Genomic DNA, 15,255 nt, shown 5'->3' on the forward strand with positions numbered 1-15,255 from the left:
ACGCCGCCGCCCGCGGCGCCGCCCGCGCCGGCCGCACCGCCGGCGCCGGCCTCGGTGGCCGTGGTGTGCCCGAACTACCGCTCGGTGCTGAACGATGCGGGGTACCCGCGCGAGGCGCAGCGGCTGAACATCGAGAAGGGTGAGGCGGTCATCCAGTTCACGGTGGGGGCCAACGGCGAGATCAAGAACATCCAGACGGTGAGGGCCTCGCACCCTGCGTTTGCGCGCAGCAGCCAGCGCACCGTGGCGGACTTCAAGTGCCAGGGGCAGGGGCAGGACATCGTCGTGCAGGTGCCCATCAGCTACAAGCTCGAGTGACCCGCGAGCAGCCTTCGACCTAACGCAAACAAGCCTCTTACCCGGGGCTCGAACAACATTTCTCTAGAGATTGGAAACACCATGTCTTTTGTTTCTCTGCGCTCGCTGGCCACAGCTTTGAGCCTGGCAGTTGCCTCCGCCGCATTCGTTGCGCCCCAAATTGCACAAGCGCAGGCYTCGGCCCCGGCCGCTGCCGAAGTGCCGGCGCCGGCGCCCGTGGCGGCACCGGCGGCCCCCGTGGCGGTGCCGGGTGCGGTGACCAAGGAGAGCGTGGACAACCCGTACGGGCTGAGCGCGCTGTGGGCGCAGGGCGACTTCGTGGCGCGCGGCACGCTGATCATCCTGGTGATCATGAGCATGGGCAGCTGGTACATCCTGGTGACCAAGCTGTTCGAGAGCTTCAAGATCAGCAGCGAGGCGCGTGCGGCGCGCAAGAGCTTCTTCAAGTCGGCGAGCCTGAACGACGGGGTGGCCACGCTGAAGGACGGCAGCGCGTTCCGCTTCATTGCGGAGACGGCGATCGAGGCGGGCGAGCACCACGAGGGGGAGCTGACGGCCAACATCGACCGCAACACGTGGGTGAGCATGAGCGTGCAGCGCGCGATCGACAACGTGCAAAGCCGGCTGCAGGACGGGCTGGCGTTCCTGGCGACGGTGGGCTCGACGGCGCCGTTCGTGGGGCTGTTCGGCACGGTGTGGGGCATCTATCACGCGCTGACGGCGATCGGCATTGCGGGGCAGGCGTCGATCGACAAGGTGGCCGGCCCGGTGGGCGAGGCGCTGATCATGACGGCCATTGGCYTGGCGGTGGCGGTGCCGGCGGTGCTGGGCTACAACTGGCTGGTGCGTCGCAACAAGGTGACGATGGAGTCGGTGCGCAGCTTCGGGGCGGACCTGCACGGGGTGCTGCTGGGCAGCCGCGCGACGGTGCGCGGTGGCCGCTGAGCCCACATCCTGAAGCCTTGACGGGAGAACGCGCATGGCGATGAGTATTGGCGGGGGTGAYGGGGACGACGACGAGGTCGTCTCCAGCATCAACACGACGCCGCTGGTGGACGTGATGCTGGTGCTGCTGATCATTTTCCTGATCACGGTGCCGGTGGTGACGCAGACGGCGCCGGTGTCGCTGCCCAAGGAGACGAACATTGCGCGCCAGACGAAGCCGGAGAACATCGAGATCTCGGTGACCAAGGACGGCGACGTGTACTGGAACGCGCAGGCGGTGGCGGACAACAACGCGCTGGTGGAGCGGCTSAAGAAGGTGTCGGTGCTGACGCCGCAGCCGGAGATCCACATCCGCGGGGACGAGAAGAGCCGCTACGAGTCGGTGGGGCGRGTGGTGTTCGCGTGCCAGCGCGCGGGGATCCAGAAGATCTCGTTCGTGACCGAGCCGCCGCCGCGCGGCTAGCCGTAAAGGATTGAGCAATGGGAATGAACGTAGGCTCGGGCGGCGGGGGTGAGCCCGACGTGATGGTGGAGATGAACACGACGCCGCTGATCGACGTGATGCTGGTGTTGCTGATCATGCTGATCATCACGATCCCGATCCAGCTGCACTCGGTGAACCTGAACATGCCCACGGGCAGCCCGCCGCCGCCGCTGCGCGACCCGGTGGTGGTGACGATCGACATCGACTTCGACGGCACGATCCTGTGGAACGGCGAGGTGGTGCCGGACCGCACGGCGCTGGAGACGAGGCTGGCRGCGGCGGCGGCGATYGCCGACCAGCCGGAGGTGCACATCCGGCCGAACAAGCTGGTGGAGTACAAGTCGGTGGCGATGGTGCTGGCCAGTGCGCAGCGGCTCGGGGTGAGCAAGCTGGGCATGGTGGGCAACGAGCAGTTCATCAAGTGAGCACGATGGTGGGCAAGCTCAAATCAAGCAAGCTGAAACCCCTGGTGGCGGCGCTGGTGCTGGGSGCYGCRCTGRSSGCACAGGCGCAAGACAGCGTGCGCCCGGACGTGGGCCGCCCGCTGCAGGCGGCGGGCGACCTGATCAAGGCGGGCAAGTACAAGGAAGCCTTGGCCAAGGTGCGCGAGGCGGACGCGGTGCCGAACCGCAACGCGGGSGAGAACTACACGATCGAGCGCATGCGCATCGCGGCGGCCTCCGGGGCGGGCGATGCGGAGACGGCCGGCAAATCGTTCGARGCGCTGGCGGCCACGGGCAAGCTGGCGCAGGCGGACAAGCTGCGCATGCTGGAGTCGCTGGCGGGCACGGCGTACCGGGGCAAGGACTACGCGAAGACGATGCAGTGGGGCCAGCGCTACTTCAAGGAAGGCGGCACGAGCGGGCAGATCCGCACGCTGCTGATCCAGGCGCAGTACCTCGGGGGTGACTTCGCGGGGGCGGCGCGCGAGCTGCAGGTGGAGATCGCCGCGTCGGAGAAGGCGGGGCAGGCACCGGCGGAGGACCGGCTGAAGCTGCTGGCCAACGCGACGCAGCGCATGAACGACACCAACGCGTACGTGTGGGCGGTGGAGAAGCTGGTCACGTACTACCCGCAGAAGCAGTACTGGGTGGACCTGCTGGGGCGGCTGCAGCGCAAGCCGAACTTCAGCGACCGGCTGGCGCTGGACACGTACCGGCTGAGCCTGGCGACGGGGGCGATGAGCGCGGCGGCRGACTACATGGAGATGGCKCAGCTGGCGCTGCAGGCCGGYGGGGTGAACGAGGCGCAGCAGGTGCTGGACAAGGGCTTCGCGGCCGGGGTGCTGGGCRCGGGGCCGGAGGCCGAGCGGCACAAGCGGCTGAAGGACCTGGTGGTCAAGCGGCAGCAGGAGGCCAAGGCGGGGCAGGCCGAGGCGCTGGCCGAGGCGAAGAAGGACAAGGACGGCAAYGCGCTGCTGGCGATCGGGATGGACCAGGTCTATGCCGGSCAGGCCAAGCCGGGGCTGGAGCTGATGCAGCAGGGGCTGGCCAAGGGCACGAAGCGCCCGGACGATGCGAAGCTGCATCTGGCGATCGCGCAGCTGGCGGCGGGCGACCACGCCAAGGCCGCGGCCGGCTTCAAGACCGTGCAGGGCAATGACGGCACGGCCGATCTCGCGCGGCTGTGGGCGTTGTACGCCCGCCGGAAGTGACCTGAATCCCCGGATGAAGCGCAGCGGAATCCGGGGATGTCTGGACTGAACTGGTATCGTGGATCCTGATCGCCCTGCAACGGGGCGACGCGCACCATCCGACAGGTGCCTGTAAGCGCTTGAAAACAAAAGGGAAATCCCGAGCGTAAGACAACTCTAATACCAATTGACTTATTGGTATTGCTGGTACTAAACTGGTTTCATCGCGGGGCAGGTGGCCGCCGCTCATGAACAAGTGCCAGAGAGCAGTCGATGATCGAATACCTGATCGGCGTGGACGGAGGAGGCACAGGCACCCGGGCCCTGGTGTCGCGCCGTTCCGGGCCGGTAATCGGCCAAGGCGAGGCGGGTCCGTCGGCGCTGGGGCAGGGCATCGTGCCCGCCTGGCAGCAGGTCGAACTGGCCGTGTCGCGCGCCTTCGAGGCCGCCGCCCTCCCCCGTCCCGCTCACGCGCAATGCGCCCTCGGCGCCGGCCTGTCCGGCATGAGCAACGCGCCGTGGCGCGACGACTTCCTGTCCCGCAACCCCGGCTATGCGCGGCTGCTCGGCGAGACCGACGGCTTCGCGATGCTGGTCGGTGCGCACGACGGCCGCCCCGGCGCGCTGCTGGCGGCCGGCACCGGCAGCATCGGCGAGGTGTGGCGCACCGACGGCACGCGGGCCAGCGTCGGCGGCTGGGGCTTCCCGGTCGGCGACGAAGGCAGCGGCGCCTGGCTCGGCCTGCGCGCGATGCGCATCGCGCAGTGCGCGATGGATGGCCGCCTGCCGTCGGGCCCGCTGGCGCTGCGCATCTGGGCGCAGTGCGGCGACGACACCGAATCGCTGCAAGCCTGGTGCGGACGCGCCGGCCAGTTCGCCTACGCCCAGCTCGCGCCCGCGGTGTTCGACACCGAGGCCGCCGACCCCGCCGCCGCGCAGCTGCTGGCACGCGCGGTGGCCGAGCTCGAAGCCATCGCCCGCGCGCTCGACCCGGCCGGCGTACTGCCGCTGGCCGTGCTCGGCAGCGTCGGCTTGCGGCTCGCCCCGCGCCTGTCGCCCGACCTGCTCGGCCGCTGCGTGCCGGCCGCCGACGGCCCCGCGGCCGGCGCCCTGACCCTGATCCGACGCGAAGTCGAAACCGATCGATGAAGAAAGCCTTGTTCGAATTCAAGCCGGACGCGCGCGACAGCTCGCCGCTGTACGTGCAGCTCGCGCGCAAGCTGGGCCAGGCGATCCGCGACGGCCGCTACCAGGCCGACGAGGCGCTGCCGTCCGAGCGCGTGCTGTCGGAATCGCTGGACGTCTCGCGCGTCACTGCCCGCAAGGCCATCGACCAGCTGGTCGAGCAGGGGCTGATCGTGCGCCGCCGCGGTTCGGGCAACTACATCGCGCCGCGCATCGAGCAGCCGCTGTCGCGCCTGACCAGCTTCTCCGAAGAGCTGCACCAGCGCGGCTACACGCCGAGCTCGCAGTGGCTCGAGCGCAGCATCACCGCGGCCGTGCCCGACGAGCAGCTGAGCCTGGGCCTGTCGCCCGGCGCGCGCGTCGCGCGGCTGGAACGCCTGCGCCTGGCCGACGAGGTCGTGATGGCCTACGAGGTGAGCGTGCTGCCGCAAAGCGTGCTGCCGCAACCCGAGCTGGTCGACGGCTCGCTGTACGAATACCTCACCGCCACCCGGCAGGCGCCGGTGCGCGCGCTGCAGCACATCCGCGCCCTCAACGCGCAGCCGCGGCTGGCCGAGCAGCTCGGCGTGCCGGTCGGGCAGGCGGTGCTGTTCATCACCCGCATCGGCTACCTGGAATCCGGCCAGGCGGTCGAGCTGACCCATTCCTACTGCCGCAGCGATTACTACGACTTCGTTGCCGAGATGAGAAGAGACGCATGAGCATCAATGTGAAGGGCACGGTCCTCACCCCCCAGGGCTTCGTCGCGGGCTCGATCGAGTTCGGCGACGACGGCCGCGTCGCGCGCGTCGAAGGCACGCCGGTCGACGTGCGCGCGGTGCGCGACGGCGCCGGCCCGATCGTGCTGCCCGGCTTCATCGACCTGCACGTGCATGGCGGCGGCGGGCGCGACATCATGGAAGGCGGCGACTCGGCGGCGCGCGTGGCCGAGCTGCATGCACGGCACGGCACGACCGCGCTGCTCGCGACCACGATGACCGCGCCGATGGCCGACCTGGAGCTCGCCTTCGCCGGCCTGAAGACGGCGTGCGCCGGCCGCAGCCCGAAGGGCGCGCGCGTGCTGGGCGTGCACCTCGAGGGCCCGTACATCAACGGCGGCAAGCTGGGCGCGCAGCCCAACTTCGCGCGGCCGGTGCAGACCGGCGAGCTGGCGCGGCTGAACGAGCTGGCACCGATCCGCCTGATCACGCTCGCGCCCGAGATCGCCGGCAACATGGACCTGATCGAGTCGCTGTGCGCCGCGGGCTTTCGCGTGCAGCTCGGCCACACGCTGGGCAGCTACGAGGACGGCGTCGAGGCGCTGCGTCGCGGCGCGGGCGGCTTCACGCACCTGTTCAACGCGATGAGCGGGCTGCACCACCGCGAGCCCGGCATGGTGGGCGCGGCGCTCGCGCATGCGAAGTACTCCGAGATCATCCCGGACCTGCTGCATGCGCACAAGGGCGCGATCCGCGTCGCGCTGCGCGCCATCCCGCACCTCTACTGCGTCACCGATTCCACCGCCGCCGCCGGCATGCCCGACGGCGATTACCGGCTCGGCCGCCACAAGGTCACCAAGTGCCTGGGCGGCGTGCGGCTGGCCGACGGCACGCTGGCCGGATCGACCCTCACCATGGACCAGGCCCTGCGCAACCTGGTCAACGAGCTGGACATGGACCTGATCGACGCGTCGCGCCGCGTCTCCACCCATGCGGCCGACTACCTCGGCGCCCAGGACCGTGGCCGGCTGTCGGTCGGCGCCTGGGGCGATGCCGTCGTGCTCGACCGCGATCTCACTGTTTCGGACGTCTATGTTGAAGGAAGCTCGATTGAACTCGCGCATGCTGGCTGAGGCCCGCGAAGCCCCCTCCGCGGTCGCGCGGCAACTGGCCGAGAACGACCAGGCCTACAGCGACTTCGGCGCACTGCTGCGCCGCAAGCCGCCGGGCTCGGTGCTGACCGTCGCGCGCGGCAGCTCCGACCATGCGGCCCACTTCATGGCCTACCTGATCATGGCGCGCATGGGCCGGCTGGTGACCTCGCTGCCGATGTCGCTGATCACGCTGTACCAGTCGCAGATCGCCTGCGACGGGTTGGCGGCGATGGCCTTCTCGCAGTCGGGCCAGAGCCCGGACCTGGTCGCGCCGATGCGCTACTTCACCGATGGCGGCGCCTGCACCGCGGCCTTCGTCAACGACCCCGAATCGCCGCTCGCGCGGGCCGCGCAATGGGTGTTCCCGCTGCATGCCGGCGCCGAGACCAGCGTGGCCGCGACCAAGAGCTTCATCACGCAGATGGTGGCCGGCGCGCGCACGGTGGCAGCCTGGCAGGACGACCTGGTGCTGCAGGCGGCACTGTCGGCGCTGCCCGGCGTGCTGTCGCGCGCGGCGCATGCCGACTGGACGGCGGCGGTCGATGCGCTGGTGGGCGCCGACAAGCTGTTCGTGATCGGCCGCGGCACCGGGCTGCCGGTGGCGCTGGAGGCGGCGCTGAAGTTCAAGGAGACCTGCGCGATCCAGGCCGAGGCCTTCTCGGGCGCCGAGGTCAAGCACGGCCCGATGGCGCTGATCGACGAAGGCTACCCGCTGCTGATCTTCGCGCCGCGGGGCCCGGCCCAGGCCGGCCTGCTGGCGCTGGCCGACGAGATGCGTGCGCGCGGCGCCAAGGTGCTGCTGGCGGCGCCGGGCGGCACGCCGCACGCCAACCTGCCGATCGTCGAGACCGCCTCGATCGAGCTCGACCCGATCTCGGTGGTGCAGAGCTTCTACCCGATGGTCGAGGCGCTGGCGCGTGCGCGCGGCTTCGATCCCGACAAACCGAAGTTCCTGGCCAAGGTGACGAGGACGCAATGAGCACGGTGTTCCACCCGGGTCGGCTGGTGATGGTGAACATCCAGGGCAAGCGCCTGGATGCGCCGACCGCCGCGTTCCTGCGCGAGCACCACATCCGCGCGATCTGCCTGTTCCGCTGGAACCTGGGCAGCGCCGACGAGGTGCGCCAGCTCACCACCGACCTGCGCGCCGTGATGGGCGAGCACGCGCTGATCGGCATCGACCAGGAAGGCGGCTCGGTGGTGCGCTCGACCTTCCTGCCGCAGGCGCCGGCGGCGATGGCGCTGGGCGCGTCCGGCGACGAGGCGCAGGCCGAAGAGGTGGGCGCGGCGGTGGCGCGCGGGCTGGCCAGCCTGGGCATCAACTGGAATTTCGCGCCGGTGCTGGACGTCAACAACAACCCGGCCAACCCGGTGATCGCCGAGCGCAGCTTCTCGGAAGACCCGGTGGTGGTGACGCGGCTGGCCGGCGCCTGGATGCGCGGCTCGCTGCGCGAAGGCGTGGCCTGCTGCGTGAAGCACTTCCCCGGCCACGGCGACACGCACGTCGATTCGCACCGCGACCTGCCCGAGGTCGACAAATCGCTGGCGGCGCTGGAGGCGCTGGAGTTCGTGCCGTTCCGCGCGCTGCGCGACGCGGCGCCGGCGATGATGACGGCACACATCGTCTACCCGCAGCTCGACCCCGAGCATCCGGCCACCTTGTCGAAGCGCGTGCTGGGCACGTTGCTGCGCGAGGCCTGGGGCTACGACGGCGTCGTGATCACCGACTCGCTGGTGATGAAGGCGATCCACGAGCGCTACGGGCACGACCGCGCCGCGGTGCTCGCGCTGCAGGCCGGGGCCGACATGGTGATGGCGCTGGGCGAGCAGCACGAGCAGCTGGCGGCCGTCCAGGCGATCGTTGCCGCGCAGGCAAGTGGTGCGCTCGGTGCCGCGCAACTTGCCCGGGCCAACGCCCGCCTCGATGCGCTGGCCGCGCGCTACCCGGTGCGCCATGCCGACTACTCGGCGGCGCAGTGCGAGCGCGACGACGACCTGATGCACCGCGCATGGGCCGCCGGCCTGACCGCGCTGGGCACGCCGCCGGTGCTGCGGCGCGACCGGCCGTTGCGCGTGTTCACGCAGCGCGGCGTGCCGAGCGACGGCGTCTCGGAGGCGGGGCTGTCGGGTGCCGACGTCGCCGAGCTGTTCAGCGGCTTCTCCGACGTCGAGGTGGTGCGCCTCGAGGTGCTGGCCGACCTGGACTGGTCGACCGTCGCGCGCGACGGCCGCATGAACATCGTCGCGTCCAACCACCGCGACCGCTACGGTGCGCGCGCCGCCCGCTGGCGGCCCGACCTGCACCTGGTGCTGTGGAACCCCTACCAGGCGATGGATGTGCCGGCGCCGGCCGTCATCACCTGGGGCTATGCCACCGGCGCGCTGGTCGCGCTGCGCGACTGGCTGGAGCGCCGCACCACCGCCCCGGGACGCACGCCGGTGCGCCTGGACACCCGCCGCTGACAACAACGAACGATGCAGTCCCTGGAGCCACGCATGTCCACCGCCACGAAGGGTTCGCCGATCCGCTGGGTGCCCAGCCTCTACCTCGCGCAGGGCCTGCCGTTCTTCGCCGTCAACGTGATCGCGCAGCAGATGCTGATCAGCATGCAGGTGCCCAACGAGCAGATGACGCGCTGGCTGGGCGTGCTGAGCCTGGCCTGGGGCATCAAGTGGCTGTGGAGCCCGTTCCTCGAGCTGGCGCCGAGCAAGAAATCGGTGGTGATCGTGTTCCAGCTGCTGGGCGCGGCCGGGCTGGCGCTGGTGGCGCTGGCGCTGCACCTGCCGGTGTTCTTCGTCGTCTGCATCGTGGCGCTGTCGCTGGTGTCGCTGGCCTCGGCCACGCACGACGTCTGCTCCGACGGGCTCTACATCGCCAGCCTCGACAACAAGGCCCAGGCCGAATACGCCGGCTGGCAGGGCGCGTTCTTCAACGTGGCGCGCTTCGTGTCGGCGGGCGGGCTGCTGATCCTGGCCGGATCGCTGGAGAAGTCGATCGGCGTGCCCGCTGCCTGGACCGCGATCTTCCTGATGCTGGCCGCCGCCATGGTGCTGCTCGGGCTCTACAACGCGTGGGCGCTGCCCGGCACGCGCAACGCGGCATCGACCGCGCACTCGGCCTCGGACGTGAGCCGCACGCTGTGGCACGTGATCCAGGACTTCCTGCGCAAGCCGGGCATCTGGCTCGCGATCGTCTTCATCATCCTGTTCCGCGCGAGCGAAGGGCAGATCCAGACCATCGGCCCGATCTTCCTGCGTGCCGCGCGCGACCTGGGCGGGCTCGGGCTGTCGACCGACCAGGTCGGCTGGGCCTACGGCACGGCCGGCACCATCGCCTTCATCGCCGGCAGCATCGTCGGCGGCTACTTCGCGGCCTGGCTCGGGCTGCGGCGCGCGATGGTGTGGCTGATCCTCGCGATGAACCTGCCGAGCGTCGCCTTCGTCTTCCTCAGCATCGCGATGCCGACGAACTTTGCCGTCATTGCCGCGGCGCTGAGCCTGGAGATGTTCGGCTACGGCTTCGGTTTCGTCGGCGTGATCCTGTACCTGATGCAGGTGGTGTCGGTGGGCCACTACCAGACCGCCCACTACGCGATCGGCTCGGGCGTGATGGGGCTGGGCATGAGCCTGTTCCGCAGCATCAGCGGCGACATCCAGGTGGCGCTCGGCTACCAGAACTTCTTCCTGTGGGGCCTGGCGTGCGCGGTGCCGGTGCTGATCCTCGCGCGCTTCGTGCCGCTGGAGGCGAAGGCACCCGAGGCGCCGGCGGGCGGCCAGGTGGCCGGGGCCTGAGGCCGCCATGACGGCGCGCCCCTCGCTTCGCCAAGCCCTGGCCGGCCTGCTGCTGGCGGCGGGTGCCGCGGCGTCCGTGGCCGCCGACGGCGGCGGCGTCTTCTTCGACGACTTCAGCCAGCCCGACGTGGCCGCGCTGTCGCGCAGCGGCTGGACCGTGCGCGACAAGGCCGGCCACCCGGGCATCGCGGGGGCGCGCTGGGGTGCCGATGCGTTGACCCTGGTGGACGACCCGGCGCAGCGCGGCAACCGCCTGCTGCGCCTGACCGCGCGCACCGACGGCACGGCGGCCGGCACCACGCAGGCCCAGCTGTGCCATGCGCGCAAGGTGCTGGAAGGCACCTACGCGGCACGCGTGCGCTTCAGCGACGCGCCGGTGCAGGGGCCTGACGGCGACGTGCTGGTGCAGACCTTCTACACCGTGAGCCCGCTGCGCTTCGACTTCGACCCCGAGTACAGCGAGCTCGACTGGGAGTACCTGCCGAACGGCGGCTGGGGCGACGCGCGCACGCGGCTGTATGGCGTGACCTGGCAGACGGTGCGGCTCGATCCGTGGAGCGCCTACAACCAGCCGCTGCAGCACTTCGCGGCGCTCGGCGGCTGGCACGTGCTGGCGATGCAGATCGCGGCCGGCAAGACCCGCTTCTTCCTCGACGGCGTGCAGCTCGCCGAGCACGGCGGGCGCAACTACCCGGTCGTGCCGATGGCGATCGCCTTCAGCCAGTGGTTCTCGCCGGGCGGGGAACTGCCCGGCGTGACGGCGCAGCGTGTGTATGAAGAGGACGTCGACTGGGTCTACCACGCGCGCAACCGCGTGATGGCGCCTGCGGAGGTGGAGGCGGCGGTGCAGGCGCTGCGCCGCAGCGGCCAGGCCGCGCTGGACACCGTGCCGGCCGGCGAGCCGCCGCTCGCCTCGACCTGCGACTTCTGAACGAGCGCCACGATGAACGCCCGCCGCACGATGACCCCGCTGTCTTCAGCCGGCGTTCAGTTCGGCGACGAAGTCGTACATGTCGCCGCGGTAGAACGACTGCGACAGCTCGATCGCACGGCCGTCGCGCAGGTAGCCCAGGCGCTCGACCAGCAGCCCGGCATCGCCGACGTTGGCTTCGAGCAGGCGCGCCTGCTCGGCATTCAGCAGCAGCGCGCGCAGGCGCTGCAACGCGCGCACCGGCCGGTTGCCTTGCTGCTCGAGCGCGGCGTACAGCGAATCGCCCACCGCATCGAGGGAGGGCAGGCAGCTCGCGTCGACCGTCGCGATCTCGATTGCCATCGGCGCATCGTCGGCGTAGCGCAGGCGGTTGAAGCGGTAGACCTGCGCGCCGGGGCTCAGCGCAAGCTTCAGGGCTTCTTCGGGCATCACCGTGCCCTGCGAGCGCTTGAGCCACACGCTGTGCGGGCGGCTGCCGCGCGCGCGCATGTCTTCGGAGAACGAGGTCAGCTTGGCGAAGTTCTTCTCGACGCGCGACGAGACGAAGTTGCCCGAGCCCTGCCGGCGCACCAGCCAGCCTTCTTCGGCCAGCCCTTCGATCGCGCGCCGCACCGTGATGCGCGAGACCGCGAAATCTTCCGCCAGCTGCCGCTCGGACGGCAGCGCGTCGTCCGGCCCGAGGACGCGGCGCTCGATGGCTTCGCGCACCGCGCGCTGCAGCTGCTGGTACAGCGGCAGGCTGTGATTCGGGTCCAGCGGCTTGAGCACCTGGGCCAATGTCGTCATGCGATCCCCTTTGTTTTATCCGGCACAACGGGCCGGGATGCGGCGATGTGTAAAGGGCAGATGGCGTTGGACCATACCAATTCAATACAAGAGGCCGAAAAAAGCTGCAGGACTGACAGGTTCAGGTGGCGCCAGACCGCACTTTACATCAGTGATTTCCCCGGCGTCACAGCGCGAAATCGATCTTGCAATGATGACAAATTGGTAGCATAGTGGCATGCAGTGGTAGCTTACTGGTACTAGAACTGGCATCAAAAGCGTCACGGTTCTCGGGGGAAGGAGCTGCAGTCCACTTTTCCTGTGGTCTGCAGATGAGGTCCCTGGTTTCCTAACAGGCCGAATCAGTTTCGGCGGCCCATTAACCCAGGCAACAGAGGCAGACATGAAAGCTAAAAGGACTCCCATCGCATCGGCGGTCGCGCTTGCTCTGATGAGCGCGTTCACCGCAGCCCACGCGCAGGATGCGGCCGCACCGGCCGCGCCTGCTGCGTCGGCGGCGCAGCCGGCCCAGGCTGCATCGGCACCGGCTGCGGCCGAGAAGCCGGCCGAAAGGCCGGTCGAGACGGCACCGGCAGCGAAGGGCGCACAGAACCTGGAGGCGGTGGTGATCACCGGCATCCGCGGTTCGCTGCAACAGTCCTTGAACGTCAAGCGCAATGCCGACACCAACGTCGAGGTGATCAGTGCCGAAGACATCGGCAAGATGCCCGACAAGAACGTGGCCGATTCGCTGCAGCGTATCCCGGGCGTGAACATCAGCTCGGCCGGCGCCAACGAAGGCGGCTTCGACGAGAACGATCGCGTCAGCATGCGCGGCACCAACCCCAGCCTGACGCAGACGCTCGTCAACGGCCACAACATCGCGTCGGGCGACTGGTTCGTGCTGAACCAGTCGGGCAGCGTGGGCCGCAGCGTCAGCTACACGCTGCTGCCGTCGGAGCTGGTCGAGAAGGTCATCGTCCACAAGTCGTCGGAGGCCAGCCTGGTCGAAGGCGGCGTCGCCGGCTCGGTGGACATCATCACGCGCAGGCCGCTGGACTTCAAGAAGAAGTTCACCGCCGAGGCCTCGCTGGGCGCGGTGTATGCCGAGCAGCCGAAGGAGACCGATCCGCAGTTCAGCGGCTTGCTCAACTTCAAGAACGATGCCAACACCTTCGGCCTGATGGTGCAGCTGTTCTCCGAGAAGCGCCACCTGCGCCGCGAAGGCCAGGAACTGTTGGGTTACGAGCAGATCGCGCCGGGCAGCCCGATCGCCCAATCGAACCCGGACCTGGCCAACGTGTGGTATCCGGGCTTGATCGGTTCGGCACTGTTCGAGCAGGTGCGCGAGCGCCGCGGTGGCCTGATCGACGCGCAGATGAAGCTGACCAACGACTTCGAGGTCGACCTGCAGGGTTTCCTGTCGGACATGAAGGCGGCCAACTACAACCGCAACTACCTGTTGTGGAACACGCACTTCATCAACAAGGGCCAGGGCCAGGCGCCCGACCCCGGCTACGTGGTGCGCAATGGCACCCTGGTGGAGGCCAACTTCACGCCGGTCGCCGGCACGCAATACGGCGTGTACGACCAGATCTCGCGCCCGGACGCGAAGGCTGACGCCAAGTTCGTGTCGCTCGACACCAAGTACCGTGCCAACGATGCGCTGATGCTGTACACGAAGCTGGGCCTGTCGCGCGGCAACGGCGAGACACCGACCCAGGACGTGGCCGAATGGAACACCGGCATCGGCAGCGGTGCCTATTACAAGCTGAACGGCAAGAACAATGCCGCCGACTGGAACCTTGGCGCCGAAAATCCGGCTGCCGGCCCGAGTCAACTGGGCTGGATCTTCGGTGACCAGAACACGCATGTGAAGGACAAGGAAGACTGGGCCCAGCTGGATGGCGACTATGCGATGGATGCCGGCGCGCTGACCCTGCTGAAGTTCGGTGTCCGCTACTCGGCCCATGAACGCAAGTCCGAAGGCGTCATCGGCCAGGGCCCGAAGTGCTCAAACGGCGATGCCTTCAACTGGGTGGCTGCGACCTACAACTGCCCGGATCCCGCGACCTCGCCATTCAACCCCGTCAACTTCCCGGGCGGTGGCCTGGGCTACTACGGTGACTTTGGCAGCCAGCTGGGCGGCAACTTCCCGCGCAACATCTGGTACTACTCGCCCGCGCAACTGGCGGCGTTCAACGCGATCTACACCAACCGCGACCCGGTCAGCCGCCGCGACTGGGCCAGCGAATTCGGACTGAAGGAATCGAGCAGCGCTGCCTATGTGCAGGGCAACCTGGAAGGCAAGGGCTGGAGCGGCAACGTCGGCGTGCGCCTTGTGCGCACCACCGAAAAGGCGTTGACGAACGTCGGCGTCAGCGCCACCACCCCGGGCGCGATCACGAGCTCGGCCTTCGGTGCCTTCCTTCCCACCACCGTCGAGAACAGCTACACCGACGTGCTGCCGAGCGCCAACCTGAAGCTTGATCTGCAGAAGGACCTGGTGGCTCGGTTCGCGATCTCGAAGACGATGACGCGGCCGGACTACTCGGCGCTGTCGGGTGCCGTGTCGCTGTCGCCACCCGCCGTCGCCGGCGGCGAAGGCACGGGCAGCGGCAGCAACCCGGACCTGAAGCCGGTGCGCTCCACCAACCTGGACGCCACGCTGCAGTGGTACTTCGCGCCGCGTTCGCTGTTGTCGGCGGGTGTCTTCTACATGGACCTGACCAACTACATCGGCTACGGCCAGGTCCGCAAGAGCTTCCTGACCTTTGACGCGCAGAACCCGCAAGGCGTGATGGTGCCGTACGTGCTGACCGTGCCGGTGAACAGCTCGGGCCACGTCAGCGGCCTGGAACTGGCGTACGAACAGCCGCTGTTCACCAACTTCGGCTTGTCGGCGAACTACACGTACGCGGACGGCAAGGAGTCGGGTGGCGGTGCGTTGGTCGGTACCTCGCGCGACACATACAACCTGAGTGCGTACTTCGAGAACGACACGTTCAATGCGCGGGTCTCGTACAACTACCGCTCGGCGTTCTACAGCGGCCTGGATCGCAACACCGCGTTCTCGCAGGATGCCGTGGCTTCGCTGGCCGCCTCGTTCGGCTACAAGGTCAACGACAACCTGAGCTTCACGCTGGATGCTCAGAACCTGAACAAGCCGACGCTGCGCTACTACGCGCTGAACGAAGACCAGCCGCGTTCGAGCTACCAGAGCGGCCGCCAGTACTACCTGAACGCCCGTCTCAAGTTCTGAGGATCACAAGAAACAGACCGTGCCGCATCGACGGCACGGCGACAAAGACGTCAGTTGGGGGTGCCGGCGGCACAGCGGGGTGGGGACC

The 15,255-nt window shown here is 69.0% G+C and carries 14 protein-coding genes; 13 read left to right on the forward strand and 1 reads right to left on the reverse strand.

Annotated features, from left to right (window positions below; all coding sequences use genetic code 11):
• The 12 genes from AC1DYN_RS23670 to AC1DYN_RS23725 all read left to right on the forward strand — a co-directional run.
• Nucleotides 1–318: TonB family protein (locus AC1DYN_RS23670; RefSeq protein WP_477963601.1), on the forward strand; the 318-nt coding region annotated here is incomplete at its 5' end.
• A gap of 81 nt (nt 319–399) precedes the next feature.
• Nucleotides 400–1,263: a MotA/TolQ/ExbB proton channel family protein gene (locus AC1DYN_RS23675; RefSeq protein ID WP_477963603.1), complete on the forward strand. Its 864-nt coding sequence runs from the start codon at nt 400–402 to the stop codon at nt 1,261–1,263.
• A 34-nt stretch (nt 1,264–1,297) separates the two neighbouring features.
• Complete coding sequence (locus tag AC1DYN_RS23680; RefSeq protein ID WP_477963605.1) at nt 1,298–1,726, forward strand: ExbD/TolR family protein; 429 nt, start codon at nt 1,298–1,300, stop codon at nt 1,724–1,726.
• Between the two features lie 17 nt (nt 1,727–1,743).
• A complete protein-coding gene (locus AC1DYN_RS23685; RefSeq protein ID WP_477963607.1) occupies nt 1,744–2,172 on the forward strand; it encodes an ExbD/TolR family protein in 429 nt (142 codons plus the stop codon).
• Nucleotides 2,169–3,401, forward strand: a complete 1,233-nt coding sequence (locus AC1DYN_RS23690; protein ID WP_477963609.1) for a tetratricopeptide repeat protein — start codon at nt 2,169–2,171, stop codon at nt 3,399–3,401. The genes AC1DYN_RS23685 and AC1DYN_RS23690 overlap by 4 nt, the downstream gene beginning before the upstream one ends.
• 252 nt (nt 3,402–3,653) lie before the next feature.
• Nucleotides 3,654–4,529 carry a glucosamine kinase nucleotide-binding domain-containing protein gene (locus tag AC1DYN_RS23695; protein ID WP_477963611.1) on the forward strand — a complete coding sequence of 292 codons (876 nt, stop codon included), beginning with the start codon at nt 3,654–3,656 and terminating at the stop codon, nt 4,527–4,529.
• Nucleotides 4,526–5,266 (forward strand): GntR family transcriptional regulator, encoded by a 741-nt coding sequence (locus AC1DYN_RS23700; protein WP_477963613.1) that lies wholly within the window; start codon nt 4,526–4,528, stop codon nt 5,264–5,266. Before AC1DYN_RS23695 ends, AC1DYN_RS23700 begins: the two co-directional genes overlap by 4 nt.
• Entirely contained in the window at nt 5,263–6,396 is a 1,134-nt protein-coding gene (nagA, locus tag AC1DYN_RS23705) for an N-acetylglucosamine-6-phosphate deacetylase (protein ID WP_477963615.1), read from the forward strand. Before AC1DYN_RS23700 ends, nagA begins: the two co-directional genes overlap by 4 nt.
• A complete protein-coding gene (locus AC1DYN_RS23710; RefSeq protein WP_477963617.1) occupies nt 6,386–7,396 on the forward strand; it encodes an SIS domain-containing protein in 1,011 nt (336 codons plus the stop codon). The genes nagA and AC1DYN_RS23710 overlap by 11 nt, the downstream gene beginning before the upstream one ends.
• Nucleotides 7,393–8,880: a beta-N-acetylhexosaminidase gene (nagZ, locus tag AC1DYN_RS23715; RefSeq protein ID WP_477963619.1), complete on the forward strand. Its 1,488-nt coding sequence runs from the start codon at nt 7,393–7,395 to the stop codon at nt 8,878–8,880. Before AC1DYN_RS23710 ends, nagZ begins: the two co-directional genes overlap by 4 nt.
• Nucleotides 8,881–8,913: 33 nt before the next feature.
• Complete coding sequence (locus AC1DYN_RS23720) at nt 8,914–10,209, forward strand: MFS transporter (protein ID WP_477963621.1); 1,296 nt, start codon at nt 8,914–8,916, stop codon at nt 10,207–10,209.
• A gap of 7 nt (nt 10,210–10,216) precedes the next feature.
• Nucleotides 10,217–11,140 (forward strand): glycoside hydrolase family 16 protein, encoded by a 924-nt coding sequence (locus AC1DYN_RS23725; protein WP_477963623.1) that lies wholly within the window; start codon nt 10,217–10,219, stop codon nt 11,138–11,140.
• A gap of 45 nt (nt 11,141–11,185) precedes the next feature.
• Here the strand turns inward: AC1DYN_RS23725 and AC1DYN_RS23730 are convergent, their stop codons facing one another.
• On the reverse strand, nt 11,186–11,926 hold the full coding sequence (locus tag AC1DYN_RS23730) for a GntR family transcriptional regulator (protein ID WP_477963625.1): 741 nt from the start codon (nt 11,924–11,926) through the stop codon (nt 11,186–11,188).
• 430 nt (nt 11,927–12,356) lie between these two features.
• Between AC1DYN_RS23730 and AC1DYN_RS23735 the strand changes: the two genes are divergently transcribed.
• Nucleotides 12,357–15,167, forward strand: coding sequence for a TonB-dependent receptor (locus AC1DYN_RS23735; RefSeq protein ID WP_477963627.1), 2,811 nt, complete (start codon nt 12,357–12,359; stop codon nt 15,165–15,167).
• Nucleotides 15,168–15,255: the final 88 nt, after the last annotated feature.

Source organism: Rhizobacter sp. P2_D12, from assembly GCF_056404395.1.

Coding starts and splice junctions, on each gene's coding strand:
- AC1DYN_RS23695 (WP_477963611.1), top strand. CDS start 3,654: ATGATCGAATACCTGATCGGCGTGGACGGAGGAGGCACAGGCACCCGG.
- nagA (WP_477963615.1), top strand. CDS start 5,263: ATGAGCATCAATGTGAAGGGCACGGTCCTCACCCCCCAGGGCTTCGTC.
- AC1DYN_RS23700 (WP_477963613.1), top strand. CDS start 4,526: ATGAAGAAAGCCTTGTTCGAATTCAAGCCGGACGCGCGCGACAGCTCG.
- AC1DYN_RS23720 (WP_477963621.1), top strand. CDS start 8,914: ATGTCCACCGCCACGAAGGGTTCGCCGATCCGCTGGGTGCCCAGCCTC.
- AC1DYN_RS23710 (WP_477963617.1), top strand. CDS start 6,386: ATGCTGGCTGAGGCCCGCGAAGCCCCCTCCGCGGTCGCGCGGCAACTG.
- nagZ (WP_477963619.1), top strand. CDS start 7,393: ATGAGCACGGTGTTCCACCCGGGTCGGCTGGTGATGGTGAACATCCAG.
- AC1DYN_RS23730 (WP_477963625.1), bottom strand. CDS start 11,926: ATGACGACATTGGCCCAGGTGCTCAAGCCGCTGGACCCGAATCACAGC.
- AC1DYN_RS23735 (WP_477963627.1), top strand. CDS start 12,357: ATGAGCGCGTTCACCGCAGCCCACGCGCAGGATGCGGCCGCACCGGCC.
- AC1DYN_RS23725 (WP_477963623.1), top strand. CDS start 10,217: ATGACGGCGCGCCCCTCGCTTCGCCAAGCCCTGGCCGGCCTGCTGCTG.